14 protein-coding genes are annotated in these 17,013 nt (G+C 64.9%); 4 read left to right on the top strand and 10 right to left on the bottom strand.

Going from position 1 to position 17,013, the window contains the following annotated elements:
- Positions 1-84 precede the first annotated feature (84 nt).
- Positions 85-1,044 (top strand): QueT transporter family protein, encoded by a 960-nt coding sequence (locus tag DV709_RS12990; protein ID WP_198665722.1) that lies wholly within the window; start codon positions 85-87, stop codon positions 1,042-1,044.
- A gap of 36 nt (positions 1,045-1,080) precedes the next feature.
- On the opposite strand, the gene DV709_RS12985 is transcribed toward DV709_RS12990, so the two are convergent.
- Complete coding sequence (locus tag DV709_RS12985; protein ID WP_117594845.1) at positions 1,081-2,292, bottom strand: alpha/beta hydrolase family protein; 1,212 nt, start codon at positions 2,290-2,292, stop codon at positions 1,081-1,083.
- A gap of 308 nt (positions 2,293-2,600) precedes the next feature.
- Between DV709_RS12985 and DV709_RS12980 the strand changes: the two genes are divergently transcribed.
- Positions 2,601-3,569 (top strand): ROK family protein, encoded by a 969-nt coding sequence (locus DV709_RS12980; protein ID WP_157972738.1) that lies wholly within the window; start codon positions 2,601-2,603, stop codon positions 3,567-3,569.
- A gap of 20 nt (positions 3,570-3,589) precedes the next feature.
- On the opposite strand, the gene DV709_RS12975 is transcribed toward DV709_RS12980, so the two are convergent.
- On the bottom strand, positions 3,590-4,630 hold the full coding sequence (locus DV709_RS12975) for a hypothetical protein (RefSeq protein WP_117594843.1): 1,041 nt from the start codon (positions 4,628-4,630) through the stop codon (positions 3,590-3,592).
- A gap of 149 nt (positions 4,631-4,779) precedes the next feature.
- Between DV709_RS12975 and DV709_RS12970 the strand changes: the two genes are divergently transcribed.
- Positions 4,780-6,432: a spermidine synthase gene (locus DV709_RS12970; RefSeq protein ID WP_117594842.1), complete on the top strand. Its 1,653-nt coding sequence runs from the start codon at positions 4,780-4,782 to the stop codon at positions 6,430-6,432.
- Positions 6,433-6,469: 37 nt separating this feature from the next.
- On the opposite strand, the gene DV709_RS12965 is transcribed toward DV709_RS12970, so the two are convergent.
- The 7 genes from DV709_RS12965 to DV709_RS12920 all read right to left on the bottom strand — a co-directional run bounded on the left by DV709_RS12965 (position 6,470) and on the right by DV709_RS12920 (position 15,237).
- Positions 6,470-6,748 carry a hypothetical protein gene (locus DV709_RS12965; protein WP_117594841.1) on the bottom strand — a complete coding sequence of 93 codons (279 nt, stop codon included), beginning with the start codon at positions 6,746-6,748 and terminating at the stop codon, positions 6,470-6,472.
- 153 nt (positions 6,749-6,901) lie between these two features.
- Complete coding sequence (locus DV709_RS12960) at positions 6,902-7,096, bottom strand: cold-shock protein (protein WP_117594840.1); 195 nt, start codon at positions 7,094-7,096, stop codon at positions 6,902-6,904.
- Between the two features lie 409 nt (positions 7,097-7,505).
- Positions 7,506-9,698 (bottom strand): catalase/peroxidase HPI, encoded by a 2,193-nt coding sequence (gene katG / locus DV709_RS12955; RefSeq protein ID WP_117594839.1) that lies wholly within the window; start codon positions 9,696-9,698, stop codon positions 7,506-7,508.
- Between the two features lie 282 nt (positions 9,699-9,980).
- A complete protein-coding gene (locus DV709_RS18215; RefSeq protein WP_232819739.1) occupies positions 9,981-11,300 on the bottom strand; it encodes a hypothetical protein in 1,320 nt (439 codons plus the stop codon).
- Between the two features lie 290 nt (positions 11,301-11,590).
- On the bottom strand, positions 11,591-12,493 hold the full coding sequence (locus DV709_RS12940) for an aldo/keto reductase (RefSeq protein ID WP_117594838.1): 903 nt from the start codon (positions 12,491-12,493) through the stop codon (positions 11,591-11,593).
- A 1,366-nt stretch (positions 12,494-13,859) separates the two neighbouring features.
- Positions 13,860-14,138 (bottom strand): hypothetical protein, encoded by a 279-nt coding sequence (locus DV709_RS12925; RefSeq protein ID WP_117594835.1) that lies wholly within the window; start codon positions 14,136-14,138, stop codon positions 13,860-13,862.
- 250 nt (positions 14,139-14,388) lie between these two features.
- A complete protein-coding gene (locus tag DV709_RS12920; RefSeq protein ID WP_117594834.1) occupies positions 14,389-15,237 on the bottom strand; it encodes a fructosamine kinase family protein in 849 nt (282 codons plus the stop codon).
- Between the two features lie 50 nt (positions 15,238-15,287).
- Between DV709_RS12920 and DV709_RS12915 the strand changes: the two genes are divergently transcribed.
- Positions 15,288-16,244: a nucleoside hydrolase gene (locus DV709_RS12915; RefSeq protein ID WP_117594833.1), complete on the top strand. Its 957-nt coding sequence runs from the start codon at positions 15,288-15,290 to the stop codon at positions 16,242-16,244.
- A 61-nt stretch (positions 16,245-16,305) separates the two neighbouring features.
- Here the strand turns inward: DV709_RS12915 and DV709_RS12910 are convergent, their stop codons facing one another.
- Positions 16,306-16,911, bottom strand: coding sequence for a translation initiation factor IF-2 subunit beta (locus DV709_RS12910; protein WP_117594832.1), 606 nt, complete (start codon positions 16,909-16,911; stop codon positions 16,306-16,308).
- Positions 16,912-17,013 lie beyond the last annotated feature (102 nt).

Raw genomic sequence — 17,013 nt, 5'->3', positions numbered from 1 at the left:
TGGCGCGGCGAGAGAGGTGCGAAACGAGTGCAGAAGGGTGTGGAACGAGCGCAGAACGAACGCGGACGACGAGAGTGATTCGAGATGGACGATATAATCGAGATGTGGAAAGACGTGCGGATGGTGATGCTGACCGTCGTCGTCGCGGCGGTGTACGCGGCGGCGCTGATTCCGTCGCAGGGGTTCGTCATCGTCCCGCACCTGACGACGGTCCGACCGGGGAACGTCTTCCCGGTCGTGTTCAGCCTGCTGTTCGGCCCGGCGGCCGCGTGGGGGTCGGCGTTCGGCAATCTCTTCAGCGACGCGTTCAGCGGCACGCTCACCTGGGGGTCGGCGTTCGGGTTCGTCGGGAACTTCTTCTACGGCTTCGTCGCCTACCGTCTCTGGGGGAACCTCGGGCAACTCTCCAGCGGCGAGGAGCCGACGATGCGCTCGGGGGGACAGCTCGTCGAGTTCCTCCTGATAGCGTTCGCCGCCTCGGCGCTGACGGCGGCTATCATCGCGTGGGGCGTCGACCTGCTCGGACTCGTCCCGTTCTCGGTGTTGGCGGTCATCATCACGCTCAACAACTTCGTCGCCGTCGCGCTGCTGGGACCGCCGCTTCTGTACCTGCTCTACCCCCGGGTCAAAGAGGCGGGACTGCTCTACACCGACTTGTTGGCGAGAGACGACCCCCGGGTCGTCTCGCGGCGACAGCGCACGGCCGCGATGGGGCTCGCCGCCGTCGCCGTCGGGTGGACCGTCACGGGGGTCGCTGTCGGCATCTTCGTCGAAGGGGTTCCGTTCGGGACGATGCTCGGCAGCGAGGCGGCCGTCGGCGGGTCGACGCTGGAGGCAGCGCTCGGGGGTGTGTCCTTCGTTCTCGCCCTCGGATTCGCAGTGCTCACCGTCGAACGACTCTCGGCGCTCGGCGGTAACCGAGAGGGTGCACCGGTCGAGGAACTCGTCGAAGCACCCCGCGACGACGTGACCCTCGACGCGTTCGACGACGCTGTCGGCGAGGTCGTCGACGAGTCCGCGGACGAGCCGAGCGATGGGGCGTAGAGCGGTACGTCTCGGTTCGTCGCGGGTGCGCGTCTCTCACTCGTTGTCGAGCGTCTCGTCGAGCCAGTCGTACAGTTCGCCGTGTGCAAGCGAGAGATTTCCGACCTGGCAGTGTTCACCCGCACCTTCCTCGGTGGTGAACACCCGCGTCGTCGTCGGCCCGGCGACGGCGTCGGCGAACTCGTAGACGAGCGACAGCGGTATCAGGTGGTCGTCCTCGCCCGCGAGCGCGAGCGTCGGGCAGGTGATTCGGTCGGCGACGTCGCGCAGCGAGTACTCCCGGAGCGTCCGCCGGAGGTTCGCGGCGTCGGTACCGAACACCCACCGAGAGTTCTCCATCCGCCAGCGCGAACCGGCGTCGAAGCGCGCGCCGAGCGACGCCATCGCGTTGACGAGCGTCCCGGGGGCGTAGTCGACGAGCGCGGCGAGTCGTTCCTGGCCGTCCGCCGCCGCCGCCCAGAGGTCGAAACAGTGGTCGAAGGCGACCACCGCGGCGATTCGGTCGTCGAACGCCGCCGCCCGCGGCGCGTAGTAGCCGCCCATGCTCGCGCCGACGACGCCGATTCGGTCGGCGTCGACGCGCGGGTCGTCGACGAGCGCGTCGAGAACCGGGCCGAGAACGTTCTCCCAGTCGGATCGCGCTTTCAGGTTCTCCAGGCGGAGCGGCGCGCCCTGGCCTGGGCCGTCGAAGATGAGACAGGCGTACCCGCGTTCGAGCGCGGCCGGGACGCCGCAGAGAAAGTACAGCTCTTCGGCGAGCGAGTCGAAACCGCCGAGACAGACGACGGTCGGCCGTTCGGCGTCGGTATCGTGGTCGTCGGTCGACTGTTCGGGCGCGAACAGGTAGCCCGGCAGCGTCGTCCCCTCGAACGGTATCTCGACCTGTTCGACCGGCGTGTCGAGATAGTCGAGCGCGCGTCGAAACGCCTTCCGACCGCGTTCGTACGCCGGGACGCGACGAGCGTCGTCGCCGTCCAGAAAGAACTCCGCCGTCCGGTAGTAGTTCTGCGCCCGCAGAAACGCGTCTCGGGCCGTCTCGTCGTGGTCCTGCGCCTCGGCGTACTCGCCGGCGACGGCGACGCGGTCCGCGGTCCGTCGCCACTCCGTGTACCACGCCTCGAAGTCGGTGCCGTCGATTCGTTCGACGGTCGCCAGGCACTCGCCCGGCTCGGCCCCGCGGTACGTCGCGTACGCCATCGTCCGGAGCGTCTGATAGTCGAACGTCGGGTCCGAGAAGTGAACGCGCATGCGGTTGGTACCCAGCAGTGGGTGATAACAGTTCATGCTGACCGTGACGCTCTCCAGAGCGTGACGGAGAGTTGACCTTCGGAGTCCGGACGTGGCAGTCCGACGCCTCTGCCGCACCGACGCGAAGGAGCGGGCGGCACACGGTAGGCCGTATACAGCCCATTCTGCGATACCAATTTGGTGGTCCGCTTTCGACCGGCCGTCTCTCGCCTCGCTGGGGGAAAGGTACCCGCACTCGTCCGAGAAACCTCCCCCTTCCCGGCGATAAGTTGCGCATACTGAAACGGACGTGCGTTGCAGTCGAAGTAGTGAGTTCAGCGACCAACCTCGTCGTCGTCGACATCGGGAGTACGCGTCTACGATACGGCAGGGGGACGGAGAGAGGTCCCGTGGCGGTTCGCGCGGAACCGACCCGCGCCGACGCGCTGACCGAGCAGTTGCTCGTCGCCGTCGAGGACGTTCGTGCTCGGTCTCCTGGACCGATTCAGGGCGTCTCGGTCTCGACGACGGGGCTCGTCGACGCCGAGCGCGGCGTCATCGCCGAGTTCGACGCCAACGACGGGACGAGAAGATACGACGTTCGGCTGGCCGAGGCCGTCGAGGACGCGTTCGGCCTGCCGACGGCCGTCCAGAACGACTGTACCGCCGCCGCGCTGGGCGAGTACCGGTTCGGGGAGGGCCGCGGCTACGACTCCGTCGCACACGTCACCTTCGGAACCGGTATCGGCGCGGGGGTCGTCGAAGACGGTCGACCGATACGTGGCGAGCGGGGTTACGCCGCCGAAGTCGGGTTGTTCTCCATTCGCGCCGACGGTGAGTTGTCGAGCACGGGCGTCCGCGGCGCGTGGGAAGCGTACTGCTCGGGGCGGGGGATTCCGAACTTCGCCCGGCAACTGCTCGCCGAAGGCGGAGAGGCGTCGTCGTTGCGCGAACTCGACGAGATAACCGCGCCGGACGTGTTCGCCGCCGCGGACGACGGCGACAACGTGGCCGAGATGCTGCTCGACCGGATCGCCCGCTACAACGCCGCGGGTGTCGGCACGCTCGTCAACGCGTACGACCCGGGGGTCGTGACGCTCGGCGGCTCCGTGGCGCTCGAGAACGCCGAGTGGATGCTCTCTGGAATCCGAGAGCACCTCGACGACTACGTCCTCGCCGCAGACCCTCCGCCGGTGGAACTCACGACGCTCGGCGAGGACATCGAACTGTACGGGGCGACCGCGGAGTTGCTCGGTCCGAGACCCGAGACGTCGTCGGTCGGACAGGCCGGCGACTGACCGAATCCGGCCACCTCGGGCTACTCTTTGCTCTCGTCGAGCGCTCGGCTGTACTCCTCGTACAGGTCGTCGTCGAGGAGCTCCCGCAGTGCTCCCTCGTCGGCCTCGTCGTCTCCTCCCGCCAGCCCGTACGCGAGGCCGAACCCGCCGCCCAGAATCGCGCCGGTCCGGGACGTTCCGAGGCCGAGGTCGTCGTCCGTCGCACGACCCGCCCCCAGCTCGGCTCCGCGGGCGACGAGGTCGGCGTCGACACCCGCGAGCCAGTGGGCGTACTCCTCGGGGGTCAGCGTCTCGGCGAGGTACGTCGACGCGCCGAGTAGACTGCCGAGTGCGGCACCGTCGAGGTTCGTCCGGTGCGCGTTCGCCGCCGCCATCCCGCGAGAGCGACGAGCCATCTCCAACGGGTCGACGTCGTCGAAAACGGTGTTCTCGTGACTGCTCGCGTACGCGCCGACGGCGCCACCGCCCAGCACCGCACCCGAGAGCAGGACGGCCGTCGAGTAGCCGGCGGTGAGCGCGGGATTGGCGAGCGTTACACCGGTCGCCAGGCCCCACAACGCCGCCTGCTTCGGGTCGGCGTTTCGCGCGGTGTACTTCAGTTCGGCCACCCCCGACCGGGCGCGTCCGCGAACGCGAGCGAGCGGCCGTCCGGTCGTGTCGGCGCTCCGCGTCGGGAGAGGCGCGTCGTCGTCGACGTCGGCGGCCGTCTCGTCGGTCGTCTCTACGGGCGGGTCGTCGCCGCGGTCGGCTGACGGCATCGAGGACCCGACCGCGCCGAGTCCGCTCGTGACCCGATTTCGGAGGCCGCCGACCGTCGACTGGAGGCGGTCGACCGCGCCGCCGTCGTCGGAGCCGAGCGTCACCGGGACGACCTCCTCGTCGTCGTCGAGCTCGGAGATTCCGGGTCGCTCTCCCTGTCGGATGGAGAGTTCGACGAGTCGGGCTCGGAGGTCGGCGGCGTCGGTCGATTCTCTCACCGCGTCGTCGACCGCTTCGCGGCGGTCTGCGGAGAGTTCGCCGAGCAGCGTCGACAGCGTCTCCAGTCGCGTGGTGTCGGTCATCGCCGTGTGTACGGTCTCGCGAGAGGTAAGCGCGGGGGTCGCACGAGCGTCGGCGACCGTGTTCGTCAGTCTGTGACCGCGTTCGGGTTCGGGCTGTCCGCGGACGTATCCGTCGAACAGTTATGGCGACGCGCTCCTTTCGGTGTGTCATGAGCACGTCTCGCTCCTTCGACTCTCTCCGACTCTCGAAGCCGGAACTGGCGGTGTTCGTCTCCGGAGTCGCCAGTATGGGGCTGGAGATTCTCGCCGGACGGATGATCGCACCGCAGTTCGGCAGCAGCATCTACACGTGGGGCGGTATCATCGGCGTCTTCCTCGCCGCACTCAGCTACGGCTACCACCGCGGGGGGAAGCTCGCGGCCCGGCAGGCGACGAACGACCGCATGGCGCGCGTGTTTCTGCTGACGGCGGCGTACGTCGCCGGGCTCATCTTCCTCGGAGACCTGCTGTTGCGGGCGACGTCCGGATTTCCGCTGCCGAGCCGGTTCGCCTCGCTGCCGGCCATCACGCTGCTGTTCGGCCCGCCGACGTATCTGCTCGGCTACATCAGCCCGTACGCGGCCGAACTCTCGGCGAAAGAGAGCCTGGGAGAGGCGTCGGGCCACGTCTACGCGCTCGGGACCATCGGGAGCATCGTCGGTGCGTTCGCGACGACGTACTTTCTCATTCCGTCGCTCGGCGTCGAGCAGATAGCGCTCATCTTCGGACTGCTCTCGGTGGCGACGGCGGTCGTCCTCGCCCGTCCCGGTGTCGGTCGGGACCAAGCCGTAGCGAGCGGGTTCGTCGTCGTTCTCCTCCTCGCCGCCATCGGAAGCGGGGCGGCCGGACTCTCCGTCGAGGGCCGCGTCGTCTACGAGACGCAGACGCCGTATCAGGAGCTTCAGGTCGTCGACCTCGGCGACACGCGGACGCTGTATCTCGACGGCCAGCGACACAGCGCGATGGACAAGAGCGACCCCGACCGTCACGTCTTCGACTACACCCGGTACTTTCACCTCCCGCTCCTGATGACCGACGACGTCGACCGCGTGCTGTTCGTCGGCGGCGGTGGGTTCACCGGTCCGAAGCGGTTCGCCGAGGACTATGACGTCACCGTCGACGTGGCCGAAATCGACCCCGAGGTCATCGACGCCGCCGAGCGGTACTTCGACGTCGAGGAGTCCGAGAACCTGAACGTCTACAACACCGGGGGGCGGCAGTATCTCCAGGAGACGAATCGCACGTACGACCTCATCGTCCTCGACGCCTACCAGAAGGACAAGGTGCCGTTCGAGTTGACCACCGAGGAGTTCATGCGACTCGCGGACAGTCGGCTCTCGGAGGACGGCGTCCTGTTCGCCAACGTCATCTCCGCACCCACCGGCCCGGCGTCGAAGTTCTACCGCGCGGAGTACAAGACGATGTCACAGGTGTTCCCGCACGTGTACAGCTTCCCGACGGCCGGGAGCGGAGTCGTCCAGAACATCGAGGTCGTCGCCACGAAGAACGACTCTGTCGTCACCGAAGAACAACTGCTCGCGCGAAACGACCGGAGGAACATCGGTATCGACCTCGAAAGCGAGATTCGGAACTACCAGCGGACGACCGAGACGGGCGACGTACCCGTGCTGCGCGACGACCGTGCACCCGTCGACAGTCTGCTGGACCCGATGGTCGGCCAGCGGTACGTGATTCAACAGTCGAACGAGTCGGGGTCCTCGAACGAGACGCCGTCTCTCGTCGCGAGCGGCCCGGGACGGTACGCGGCCGGCGTGCAGACGCCCTCGGTACTACCGGTCGCCGCCTCGGTTCGGCGGCAGTAGCGAGCGGTCGTTCGGCGGTAGCGAGGACGACGGCACGTCACCGTAAGTTCATCTGTCTGGCCGTCTCCGCGGCGTGTTCCGCGACCTGGTCGATGCTCGCGTCGGACTGTTCGGCGAGCACGCGCGTCAGCATGCCGAGCTGCTGGCTGGCCATCTCCTGCAGTCGCTCCTCGTCGACGTCGTTGGCGAAGTAGAACTCGTTCTCTCCGTCGCCGACGAGGCCGACGTAGAGCGAGACGGCGTCGGTCTCGCGGACGGCCGCCGCCGCCTGCTGTTTTACGCGTTCGAACTCCAGTTCGTCGTTCGCGTCACTCATGGTCTTCGTTGGCGTCGCGCGTCCAAAAGGCTCCGCACCGATAGTCGGGTCCGTCGAAGCGCGCCGAGTCCGCACGGAGCAGTCGCTCGCCGAGCGGAGCGTCGAAAGAAGTGAAGTCAGTTATACCGCCTCGTCGGCGGCGTGAAACCCTCGTTAGTTGCGGACGACGTTCGTCGCGCGCGGACCTTTCGGGGCCTGTTCGATGTCGAATTCGATCTCAGTTCCTTCCGTAAGGTCCTCGCCGCCAACGTCTTCCATGTGGAAGAACACGTCCTCGTCGGAGTCCTCAGTCGTGATGAAACCGTAACCGCCCGTGTCGTTGAAGAAGTCAACCGTACCGTTTGCCATTACGACCAAACACAACCGGAGCACACGGATAAGGGTTGGCATTCGTCCTCCGAAGAACCTCGAATGGAGTCGAGTGTTTCGTAGTTCCCCAGTTTTGTAGCCGTTCGACCACCTATGCGGTCCGAACTCGAAACGGTATTCGATTCGTCACAACGGGTAATGGCTTCCGTAGTATCTCCGGTTCTCAACTTCGGTAACCGACGGCCGGAACCGGGACGTGTAGCGTAACGCGGTAATCGGACGGAAAACAGCGCCCGGCAGGTATCGACGAGAAGTGGACGAGCGGAACCGTCGCAGCTCCACTCTTCGACCCGTCTTCACGAACTGCGTGCGAGTCCGAGGACGGACCGCGACGACACGGTACCGAACCGTCGTCCGCGGTCGCCGACCCGGCGGCTCGCCGCTCGGCTCACTCGAGGTCGAAGCGGTCGTTGATCATCACTTTGTGCCACGCGTCCACGAAGTCACGCACGAACTTCTCCTCCGCGTCGTCGGAGGCGTACACGTCCGCGATAGCGCGAAGCCGGGCGTTCGACCCGAAGACGAGGTCCACGCGGGACCCCGTCCACTCGACCTCGCCCGTCTCGCGGTCGCGCAGCTCGTACGTCTCCTGGGCGTCCGAGGGCGCTTCCCGCTCCACGATGTCCTCGGACTCGGAACCCTGGGACTCCTCGGCACCCTCCCACTCGTAGTCCATGTCGAGCAGGTTCACGAAGAAGTCGTTCGTCAGCGTCTCCGGTCGGTCGGTGAAGACACCGAGGTCGGACTGCTGGTAGTTCGCGTTCAGTGCGCGCATCCCGCCGACCAGAACCGTCATCTCGGGAGCCGTCAGGTTCAGGAGCTCCGATCTGTCGACCAACAGTTCCTCCGCCGAGCGGTCGTGCTCGTCACCGAGGTAGTTGCGGAACCCGTCGGCCTCCGGTTCGAGCACCTCGAAGGACTCGACGTCGGTCTGTGCCTGCGAGGCGTCCGTTCGACCGGGTTCGAACGGGACCGTCACGTCGTAGCCGGCGTCCGCCGCCGCCTGCTCGACGGCCGCGTTGCCACCCAGGACGATCAGGTCGGCGAGCGAAACTCTCGTTCCGTCGGACTGCGAACCGTTGAACTCCTCCCGAATCGCTTCGAGGGTCGAAAGCACCGCCTCCAGCTGTTCGGGTTCGTTCACCTCCCAGCTCTTCTGCGGTTCGAGACGGATACGAGCCCCGTTCGCGCCGCCGCGCTTGTCGCTGTCGCGGTACGTCGACGCCGACGCCCAGGCGGTCTTGACCAGTTGGGAGGTGGACAGCTCCGACGCGAGAATCTCCTCTTTGAGTTCGGCGACCTCCTCGTCCCCTATCAGTTCGTGGTCGATCTCGGGGACGGGGTCCTGCCACAGCATCTCCTCGTCGGGGACCTCCGGGCCGAGGAACCGAGACGGCGGGCCCATGTCGCGGTGGATGAGCTTGTACCAGGCCTTCGCGAAGGCCTCCTGGAACTCCTTGGGGTTCTCCTGGAAGCGCTCGAGGACCTCCCGGTAGTCCGGGTCGCGCTTCAGCGCGATGTCGGTCGTCAGCATCATCACGTCTTCTTTCTCCGACGGATTCTCGGTACCCGGGGCCGCGCCGTCGAGTTCGCCGTTCTGCGTGGTCCACTGCCACGTACCGCCGGGCCCTTGTTCGGGCCACCACTTGTACTCGAGCAGGTTGTCGATGTAGCCCATGTCCCACTGAGTCGGCGTGGCGTTCCACGGACCCTCTATCCCGCTGGTGATCGTGTCGCTCCCCTTGCCGGAGCCGTGACTGCTCTCCCAACCGAGACCCTGCTGCTCGATGGGGGCCGCTTCGGGCTCCGGGCCGACGTGCTCGTCGGGGTTGTCGGCACCGTGAACCTTCCCGAACGTGTGGCCGCCGGCGATGAGCGCGGCCGTCTCCTCGTCGTTCATCGCCATCTTGCCGAACGACTCGCGGATGTTCTCTGCTGACGCCTCCGGATCCGGGTTCCCGTCCGGACCCTCCGGGTTCACGTAGATGAGACCCATCACGGTGGCGGCGAGCGTCCCTTCGAGCTCGCCGTCGTCGTCGAAGCGCTCGGACGCTTCCCACTCGTCCTCGGGGCCCCAGTCGACGGCGTCATCGGGTTCGTACACGTCCTCGCGCCCGCCGGCGAAGCCGAACGTCTCGAATCCCATCGACTCCAGGGCGACGTTCCCGGCCAGGACTATCAGGTCGGCCCACGAGAGTTTGCGGCCGTACTTCTGCTTGACCGGCCAGAGCAGTCGGCGCGCCTTGTCGAGGTTCGCGTTGTCGGGCCAACTGTTGAGGGGCGCGAAGCGCTGCGTACCGCCGGACGCGCCACCGCGGCCGTCGCTGGTGCGGTACGTGCCGGCGCTGTGCCACGCCATCCGAATGAAGAGCGGTCCGTAGTGGCCGTAGTCGGCCGGCCACCACTCCTGCGACGTCGTCATCACCGCTTCGATGTCCGCTTTCACCTCGTCGAAGTCGAGTTTCTGGAACTCCTCGGCGTAATCGAACTCTTCGCCCATCGGATCGACCTGACGGGCGTTCTGGTCGAGGATGTTCAGGTTCAACTGGTTCGGCCACCAGTCCTGGTTGGACCTAGTCATCGTCGGGTGGTTACGGCTTTCGCGTGTTAAGATTGTCTATTCGGTAAGGAAATCTTCGCTGCTGGCCAAGAACACTATCGAGTTTATGAACTTTTGTCAGCGAGAGGTTTGTACCTTGTGCCGAGCGTAGCCGTCTCTGCTACACTATCTGACACGCCCGGACGCGGGCCCGACGCCGCGTCGAAACGAGCGGCGGTCACCGAAGGCAGTCACGGCTGGTTATCGGGGTCAGGACCCGTGTCCGCAGGCCCGGTCGGACTTCACTCGTCGACTACCGACTCGTCACGCTGTCGAGGGCGAATCTGTCCGTACCGCCCGTTCGGCACGTCGTTTGATTCCCGTGAGCATCTTTCGCTCCATGAGGAAGTGCGCGGGTTCCCAGAAGAGGTAGTCGACCGCTCCGAGGAGCGTCGGATGCCCCGCCAGCGGTCCGAGAGAGGACCGCCGCGGGTTCGACCGCATACGGGCGAGAAGCCGCGTTGTGCCCTCGCCGAGCGGAACGAGGACGAATGCCCAGGTCCACGCGGGCGACTCCCCCGGAGGACTCAGGACGAGCGCACGCTCGGGGTCGAGGTGGACGACTTCCGGCGCAGATTCGGGAGACGAGACGGGATAGTCTTTAGGCGCCAACCTGATGACGTCCCCTTCCTCGAGTTCCTGGTACTCCGGGACGATCCGATCCACGTTGTGGATGTCGGCACCGATAGCGTTCTCTATCCAGTCGTAGCTATAGAAACCGCCGCGACCCTGTCCAATCTGGACGAGCCACGGCCACACGGCCTCGGTGGGGGCGTCGATCTCGATCGCGTGGGTGACCTGCGCGGTCGCATCCGAGAGCAGGTCGTCACCTGGCATGGTAGCGCGCGCTTCCCCGTTCGTCGCTCCCCACTGACGGTGCCAGGGCCGTATCGCGAAGTGGTACGCGCCCACAAGACCGAGTACGAAGGCTGCGAGGGTTCGTCTGTCGGTCCACTTCGAACGGCCTTCTACACTACTGTCAACGTGTAAATCCGTCGTGGGTTCCCGACGTGGCTGCGCCTCCGCGTCGGCCTCGATGCGTTCGAGCGCCTGAGACATCAGGTAGCCCGCGAACGGACCGATCACCCGCCAGTACAGTCGGAAGTTCCTGCGGGCACGCTCGGACGTCGTCACCGTGCGCGCCTCGTAGGAGAGGAGCGTCCGCCGCTCGCCGTACGGGCGGACGGAGAGGCTTATCGCGAGTTTCGCGTTACCCGGTTCGTCGAACTCCGCGAACTCCTCCGCGTCGACCTGCAGCCACTCGATTTCGGGTCGCCAGAACTTGCCGACCGCACCGAAGACGAACTCTTCACCCGGCGCTTCGTCGAGCAGCGTCCACTCCGCTGTCTCCGGGACATCGGCGAACCGTAACTGCTTGGGCGGCGGCTGCTCCGGGGCAGCTCCGTTACGCTCCAGAAGTAGTCGCGGGACGTCTCGCAGTTGTCCGAGGGCGCGGACGGTCGGTCCCAAGTCCATCAGGTCGGCCGCGAGCATCGCCTCGTAGGTCGTCTCAGGATCGGCGTTCACGACCGTGTGTCGAACCGCCGTGACGTCGTACTCGGGGAGGTACCGGTCGATCAGCATCGACGAACCGGCCGCAGTCGATGTGTCGTTTCTGAATGCGTTCGGCGTCATTTTCCCGTCTCTTAACGACCCCAGAGGTATTAGAGGATAGTGAGCGAGTATTCACGGTTCGGGGACGGTGACGTCGTTCAGAAGATCGAGGCCATCGCGACGCAAAATTCCGGACCTGTCGCGTTCGTCGTGACTGTGAAGCCGTTCGAACGTCACGAAGACGGGGGTCTGTTCGTCCGATTCGATACTGCTGGAGGAGCTCGAAGTCCGTTTCGTCCACCGGACACGTCGAGTCCCCCTCAGGGTGCCGGAACGGGCGAATCGGCATCGCGAGCGCGTCGTTTCAGTTCTTCTCGTTCCGCTTCGCTCATCGGCTCGTAGGCGGCTGCTGCGTCGAGAATCGCCGGGACGAGTGCGGGGTCGCCCGCGTTCGGAATCGACGTCATCCCGTGTGAGAGCGCGAACCGCAGGCACTCGGTGAGTTCGGTTTCGGTGTCGTACGGCTCGTACCACGTGCTGTAGGGGCGCTCTTCCTCGGAGAGAGACTCCGGCCAGCGGCCCTTCGCGAACCCCTTGATACAGAGTGTTCCGAGCCCTCTCTCGGAGGCGAGCTTCAGTACCGAGCCGTAGTCGTACTCCGGTCCCTCCTTGGCCGCGAGCGTGAAGTTGAACGGGAACATCACGGTCTCGAGCTCCGGGATCTGCCGTATCGCGGCGCGAATCAGCGACGGGTCTCCGTGGCTCGTCAGGCCGATGTGATCGATCAGCCCCTCCGATTTCGCCTCTCTGAACGCCTGAAGCGCGCCGGGGTCGTGGTCACCCTGTGCCATCTCGGGGCTGTACTCGCCCGTAATCGCCTCGAGTTCGTCGTACCGAGTGAGCGCGTGGAACTGGTAGAGGTCGATGGAGTCCGTACCGAGCCGTTCCAGCGAACGGTGGAGTTCGCCCCACGCGCCGTAGTACGTTCGCTCCTGGGTCTTACAGCCCAGGAAGATCTCCTCGCGTCGCTCTTCCAGCGTCGGCGCGAGTTTCAGTTCCGCATCGCCGTACGTCGGCGCGACGTCGAAATGATTGACGCCTGCGTCGAGAACGTCCGCGACCATCTCGTCGGCCGCCTCCTGGTCGAGTGGGTCGAGGGCGATGGCGCCGAAGGTGAGGATGCTCGAGTCGTGTCCCGTCTCGCCGAGTGGTCGGGTCTCCATACCCTCCCGACGAGCGACCGGACCATAAACCGCCGTGCAAAGAGACAACGAGACAGTATCCCATGACTGCCTGAAAGTCGAACGTGGTCACCGTACGATTTGTCGACAGAGCCGTCTACGGCTACTTCCAACGGTCGAGTGAGCGTGTGAATGAGACCGCCAGAGTCGCCACAGCTTGAGCGATCTCTGGCGAAGAGCCGTGTTGAGTTGACGTCGTGGACACATCGAAATCGTCGCTCGGTTACGGCTGTCGAACAAGTTTCGTTCGGGGAATAAGCTTTGAAGTTCACAGGAAGCGGCTCTATTCTGTACTGTCAGAAACCTTCACCGGCTATCCTCGGGAAGGAGGAGAGCCGTCGAAACTCGTTGCGACCGCACTGGACACAGTGTTCGCCTTCGTCGAATCTTCCTCATTGAAAGCACCGGAGCGACACTTTCGCGTCAGAACAGAGGCTTTTCAACGAGCCTGCGAACAAGACTTCCACTATGCAAGCCCCTGGAATGCGCGAAGAAGATGGTCGTCTCCAATCGGACGCTGAGTTGGGTCGCAGAGTCGCCGAGGGAGAACTCGTGGATCCGTGAGTAGGTAACTATGCCGACAATGGGGAAGTCGATGTCGGACGCCGCGAAGACGAGACCATCAACGATATCTGCAGTACAAACGACCTCACTGGACGTAGGTGCCTCACACAGCCGTTCTACCCCCTGGTGGTAGTCGGTCGTCACACTCACCTATTCTTCGGGTGCGCCTTCGTCCACGGCGGTAAGGAATCGAACCGACGCACCGTGATAGACGGTGAGTGCGTCCGCGAAGAGTCGCTTGGGGGGAGGTTGACGCTCGACAGGTTGATGAGCGCGACGTCGTTTTGAAACTTGCACTCCTCGTCTCCCGAAATCTTCGCAGTATTCATAATCGAGCCGGACGACCGAGAATTGGTTATCTGGAGGTCTCGTCTCCGGTGAACCCTCATCTTCAACTTCATAATCGGTCACAGCCTCCGCAAGAGAGACGCAAAACCAAGCTCGATGGTGATACGGGCCCACTCGTAAGTGGGTGCAGTACCAGTAGTCTGCCCAGAGGGAGCTTCAGGGCCGTCCCAGAGAGGGTGTTGGTGGAATAAGAGCTCTGTTCTACATTCGATTGCATGGGTCCACATATTTTCATAATCGGTCGCATTCTATCGGTTTTCGATAACCGATGGCTAAGAAGATGGGTAGCTAGTCAAATCACGATTTGAAAACCGATGTCTTGAGTCCTCTGAAGCCAATTCTCACCATAACACGGTCCGTAGAGAGGCTAATCGTTCGGAGTCATAATCGGGTTCTCAATCGGTCTGAGAGTGGTTCTTCCGGGGGTTTGTGCCGATTATGAACGGTGGATAGGTATCCGATATGCTTCGAGCAGTGTTCTTCGCGGCTCTGAATCGATTTCGGAGATTAGGAATCTCTCTGACTTGACTTTTGTCCGACTGATACGTTCGATTGCTTCCTCGCAGTCGAGTTCGCCGTCGAGGTATCGTGTGAGAATGAGGCCCTCCCACAGGTCTTCGAGATCGCGCTCGAGTGCCCGCCCGAACACTTCGATCTCCGGAAGGCCGTGGGCTTCAGCAATTTCTCGAACCCAGTCGGAGATTTCGGCGGCCATACTATACGATTGCTCGGCAACGTTGTTGAATCCGTGTTTGCCTAATCGGCGAGAACCTGACCGGGGCCTATGTCTACTGTGGCCACAACAAAATTCCTTTAGAGAGACACTTTCTACCGTCAAAACGGCGGCCTCGGCACTCATAGGGTTCGTCACCGTCGGGTGCCACCCCGACTCGGAACGGTGCCGTCGTCATCGGCCGTTCGAAGCTACCCGACGGCGATAGAAGTCTGTTACCCTCCGTCCCCGCTCAGTACCCCAGTCGCTCGAGCGTCTCCGCCAACTCGGTCGGATACCGTCCGCCGAACAGGTGGACGTGGACCAACAGCGGGTAGAGCCGATAGACGAATCGACGACGCTCGAAGAAGCCAGATTCGATGCCGCGAGACTCCCGATACCGAGTGAAAAACGCGTCGTCGAACGTGTCCGTCCAGTCGACGTACGCCAACTCGACCTCCGGATGTGCGTAGTAGCACGCCGGGTCGAGGAACGCCCGAATCTCGCCGTCGCAGGCGAGCAGGTTCGTCGTCCACACGTCGCCGTGAATCAGCGACGGTCCCTCGGGTTCGGTCAGAAGCGAGTCGAGGTCGTCGACGACCGCGCCGACGCGCTCGCGCAGCGACGCCGAGAGCGCTCCCTTCTCGACGGCGAGGTCGGCAACGTGCCGAAGCCTGTGTTCGCCGAAGAACTCCGCCCAGGAGTCGGTCCACGGGTTCGGTTGACGCACCGGGCCGGTGAGCGTGTCTCGGGGGAAGCCGAACGCGTCGGCGCTCACGTCGTGGAGACGACAGAGGTGCTCGGCGGCGTCGCGTTCGGCCGCCGGCGAGAACGCCGACTCGGCGTCGACGTGCGAGAGGACCAGCAACTCGGGGTCGGCGTACGAGACGTCGGGAACCGGGAGGTCGCTCTCCTCGGCGAGATAGCGGAGCATGAACGCCTCCACGTCGAGCGGGGTGTCGCCGACCTTGGCGACGACGGTCCGACCGTCGTCGAGGTCGACGCGGGACACCGAGCCGATCATGCCTCCGTCGAGTTCGGTCAGTTCGACTGGTTCCGCGCCGAGTTCGGCGGCCAGCCGGTCGACGAGCTCCGGGTCCATAGCGCTCGATGTCGCGGGAGCGTTAAGGTCCCACCGACCGACTCGCCGACATGGCACGCCGACTCATCGTCGACACGGACACCGCGGGCGACGACACGCAGGCCATCCTGATGGCCGCGCTGGCCGATTCTATCGAACTGGAGGCGCTCACCATCGTCGCCGGAAACGTCGAGTTCGACTACGAGGTCGAGAACGCCAAGTACACCCTCGACCTCGCTGACGCCGCCGACGAGGTACCGGTGTACGAGGGGTCGCGCCGGCCGCTCGTCAAGGAGTTCGAGCACGTCGACCACGTCCACGGCGACGGCGGTCTCGGCGGCGAACTCTACCCCGACACCGGAATCCCCTCCGCCGACGGCCACGCCGTCGACAGAATCGTCGAAGCGGCGCGCGAGTCGCCGGGCGAGGTGAGTCTCGCCTGTATCGGCCCGCTGACTAACGTCGCGCTGGCGGTCCGCCGCGAACCCGAGCTGAACGAGTTGCTCGACGAGGTGTGGGTGATGGGCGGGGCGGTGAACACGCTCGGCAACGACACCCCCTCCGCGGAGTTCAACTTCTGGGTCGACCCCGACGCCGCGAAGATCGTGATGCACGAACTCGACGTGAACCTCGTCGACTGGGGGTTGACGATTCGACAGGGGTCGTTCGAGGCCGACGAACTGGAGGCGTTCGAGGAAGCCGACACGCCTTACGCCGACTTCTTCACGACCATCACGCGCCACGCCCGCGAGTTCTCGAAGGAGCGTCTCGGCGTCGACGCGACCACTCAACCGGACTCGCTGGCGCTCGCCTGCTTTCTGAATCCGGGGCTCGTGACCGAAGCGGAGACGTACTTCGTCGACGTCGACGAGAGGGAGGGGATGACCCGCGGCTACAGCCTCGTCGACGAACTCGGTATCACCGACGGCGAACCGCGGACGCGGGTCGTCGAAGCCATCGACGAGGCGGCGTTCAAGCGGATGTTCTCCGACATGCTTCTACACGGGAATCCGGAGCGGTCGCTGTAGTCGGTGAACCGGTGAGAGGGCGAAACCGAAGAACCGACCGAACGGGTCGAATCGACGCGGTTCAGACGGGGCGGGCGAACGCCAGCGACCCGCTGATGTTGTAGACGGAGGCCCGCACCGTCTGGCCCTCCTGTGCGCCCGAGACGAAGACGGTGTACTTGCCGACTTCGGCGACGCCGTCGCCCTTCCGGCCGGTGCCGGTGATCTCGAACTCGTACGTTTTCCCCTCTTCGAGCGTCGGCGTGTCGCGCGAGCGCGAGGACGTCCGCTTCTGGACGGGCCGGAACGCACCGCAGGCCTCACAGCGCAGCATCTCGACGCCGTCTTCGGTCCGGAGGACGGTGTCCGGCAGGCCGCACTCCGAGCAGATGACGAACTCGTCGGCGTACTCGCGGATGGCGGCGTCGAAGTCGGCGACGTTGAACGAGCCGTTGTATCGGGCGCGCTGGCCGTCGAACTGGCCGTTCGTCGCGAACTGACGCTGAATCGCGCTGTGGAGGTGTTCGGGGTCCCGCGAGAGCGCGTCGGCGATGTCGCCGAGGTTCGTCAGGCGCGTGAACGCACCGTCGGTCTCGCCGACGGGGTCGGGGAATCGCAGTCGCTTGTCCTCGGTCGTCCGCGAGTCGGTGGCGTCCATCGCCCGGTCGAGAGATGACTCGTAGTTCATACACGTTCGAGAGGCCAAGCACGTATAGGCATTCCGAGTACGGTGGCGACGAGGCGCATCCGTCGCGCGACCGGATTCCGGAGCGACGAGGGGATGTCGAGT

Source organism: Haloprofundus halophilus, from assembly GCF_003439925.1.
In the GTDB taxonomy this organism is placed as follows: domain Archaea; phylum Halobacteriota; class Halobacteria; order Halobacteriales; family Haloferacaceae; genus Haloprofundus; species Haloprofundus halophilus.
The sequence above is the reverse complement of the archived record's forward strand: the minus strand, read 5'-3'. Positions and strand labels throughout refer to the sequence as shown.